Here is a 1,901-nt window from a genome sequence, read left to right on the forward strand (position 1 = left end):
CCCGAGTTCGACAGTTAGAAGCGTAATCTATTGATTAGCCTGGAAACGCCTTTTCAAAATTGGCACTACAAGCGTGATGCAGCAGGTGCCGGCAGGCCAATGGCTTCGAAAAGATCGCGTTGTTCAGGCTTCAACTTGGTCAGGCCGCTCGCCGTCTCACGACGGTGAAGCAGGACCTGGTGGAATTGAATCTTGCGGGCAATTTCCAGCGCCCGCGTCGGCGACAGTGGATGATCGCTGGCCTTGAGTCGCAACCTCAGCACTCGGTAAAGCACCAGGGCGAGGAAGCAAATCAAGGCATGGACACGGATACGATCCGGCAGCCGGTGGTAGACGGGCGCGATCTCGATATCGCTCTTCAGCACCCGGAAGCCGCGCTCAATGTCAGCCAGCGAGCGGTAGCGCTCCACGATCTGCGGCGGGTCGTGATCGGCCATGTTGGTGACCAACAGCAGCTTGCCATCCATCATGCGGGCACGATCAAGGGCCCGCTGATCGAGCACATAGTTGAACGTCTCCGCGGTCAGGTCGACCTTAAGAATGTGGCCAAGGTGAGCATCAGTGACGGCCTTGTAGAATCTGGCCGTCACGCCAGCATCGGAGAGCTTTCTGCCACGATAGCGGCGTCCGGCATCCTGGTTGTCCAGTTTCCCAAACCACTGGCGCGCATCCGCCTGTAGCGTCTCGATCTTCTGGTCTCGTGCGGCCGTCTGCACCTTGGCGACTTCCGGCCGGTGCGCCACGATCAGTCGATGCCCCTGCCATGCCATCTCGCCGTAGGCTTCGCTATCGGCGTCCTGGCAGTGCGTCTCATGGAAGGCCTTCAGCAGGTCGTCGAACTCGCCGTAACGGCGGCCTGGCACCGCCAAGATGAATTCCAGGGGGCGACCCTCGATGCGCACAGCGGACAGGGCTTCCAGGTTGTCCAGAGACAACAAACCACGGTCGGCCACCAGCACCACACGCCGTACCTTAAAGCGCCGGGTCACGATCTCGATGGTCGGCAGCAACGTACGGGTTTCCGCGACGTTGCCATCGAAGACTTCGTGGTGAATAGGCAGCCCTTCCGCCGTCTGCACGACGCCCAACATGAACTGTCGGCCGATGCCGCCTTCCTTCGAAGGCCCGTAATGGCGCACATCACCCTCGATCGAGGTCTGGCCTTCTGCTCGGATCGTGGTGAGGTCGTAAAAGACGATCGATAGCTCTTGATCGATCAGCGGTTTGAGCTGCTGAGCCAGTACGTCATTGAGCGCTTCGCTGCAGTCCGACAGGGTGTCCATGGTGCGCAGCAGATGCTGATGACGGATCGAGGCCGTATCGACATCGGGCACCAGAACCTCCTCCAGCCAGCGCAGCACGCCGAGCTTGGATTCGGGATCGCAGAGGCGGTTGAACACCATAACCCGCAGCAGTCGCTCGGCATCGAACTGCCGCTTGCTGCGCAGCACACGGCGGAAGGCGTCATCCAAGCCGAGCTCTTTCCAGAGTGAGGTCAGCAGCCAAGTGTCGCCAACGGAGCGCGCCGGCGCGAAGTCGGTCTCGCCGGTGCCTTCTTCGAGCGTCGGCTGGCCGGAAACGCGCAACAGACCATTGATCAGCGCGCTGGATTCCCCGCCCGTGACGGCTTCCAGGCGTCCTAGCGTGGCGATCACGCGTTGCCGCGGCTTGCCGGCATCGTCGCGGTAAGACTCGACGAGCTTCACGTAGCGACGCGGGCCGGATTTGGTGACTTTGACGAACATGTCACCACCATAGACCGTCGGCTTCATTTCTGGCAAGGCGTCACGAGAAAAACGTGTCACTACAAGGAATTCGGCAGAAATTAACTAAGTAGTTGAATTCTCAAACCACAGGTGCCGATTTCAGGCCAAAATCGGGCTGGAAGTGTCGAACTCGGG

The 1,901-nt window shown here is 60.1% G+C and carries 1 protein-coding gene; it reads right to left on the reverse strand.

Annotated elements, in window-relative coordinates; genetic code table 11:
• Positions 1–65: 65 nt before the first annotated feature.
• The gene (locus ACPF7Z_RS19355; protein ID WP_425194871.1) at positions 66–1,745 is read right to left on the reverse strand and encodes an IS1634 family transposase; all 1,680 of its coding nucleotides are present in this window, start codon (positions 1,743–1,745) and stop codon (positions 66–68) included.
• Positions 1,746–1,901: the final 156 nt, after the last annotated feature.

The organism is Halomonas sp. GXIMD04776, assembly GCF_049808615.1.
Taxonomy (GTDB): domain Bacteria; phylum Pseudomonadota; class Gammaproteobacteria; order Pseudomonadales; family Halomonadaceae; genus Modicisalibacter.

Bases quoted from the DNA above. Each gene is read 5' to 3' on its own strand.
- ACPF7Z_RS19355 (WP_425194871.1), bottom strand. From the start codon at position 1,745: ATGTTCGTCAAAGTCACCAAATCCGGCCCGCGTCGCTACGTGAAGCTC.